The following is a 579-nucleotide window of genomic DNA, read 5'->3' as shown; positions in this document are numbered from 1 at the left end:
CCGGGCCCCCATCACGACGGTGGCGTACAGCTCGTCGCAGGAGACGACGCGTGGGACGAGCCCGCTGTCGCCGATGACCCGGGCGGCGCGTTCCGCCTGCCGTTCGCTCGTCTCGACCAGGAGGCTGCCGCCGGGGGCCAGCCAGCGGGGGGCCTCGGCGGCGACCCGGCGCAGGACGTCGAGGCCGTCGCCGCCGCCGTCGAGCGCGACGAGCGGTTCGTGGACGCGCGCCTCGGCGGGCAGCAGGGCGACGTCCTCGGTCGGTACGTACGGCACGTTGGCGAGCAGCACGTCGACGCGCCCGCGCAGGGAGCCGGGCAGCGGGGCGAAGAGGTCGCCCTCGTAGACCTCGCCGCGGTCCCCGATGTTGCGCCGGGCGCAGCGTACGGCGGCGGGCTCGACGTCGGCGGCGTGGAGTTCGACGCGGTCCAGGGCGGCGGCGAGCGCGGCGCCGAGCGCGCCCGAGCCGCAGCACAGGTCCACGACGACGGCCGGTTCGGGGGCGAGGGCGACCGCCTGGCGGATCAGGAACTCGGTGCGGCGGCGGGGTACGAACACGCCGGGGTCCACGGCGATGCG

General features: G+C 77.4%; 1 protein-coding gene. It reads right to left on the bottom strand.

Going from position 1 to position 579, the window contains the following annotated elements; genetic code table 11:
• A partial coding sequence (locus E6R62_RS38545; RefSeq protein ID WP_136218016.1) for a putative protein N(5)-glutamine methyltransferase occupies positions 1–579 on the bottom strand: 579 nt, incomplete at both ends.

The sequence above is a fragment of the Streptomyces sp. A1136 genome (assembly GCF_004795055.1).
In the GTDB taxonomy this organism is placed as follows: domain Bacteria; phylum Actinomycetota; class Actinomycetes; order Streptomycetales; family Streptomycetaceae; genus Streptomyces.
Note: the sequence above shows the minus strand (reverse complement) of the source record. Positions and strands in the feature narration are given on the sequence as shown.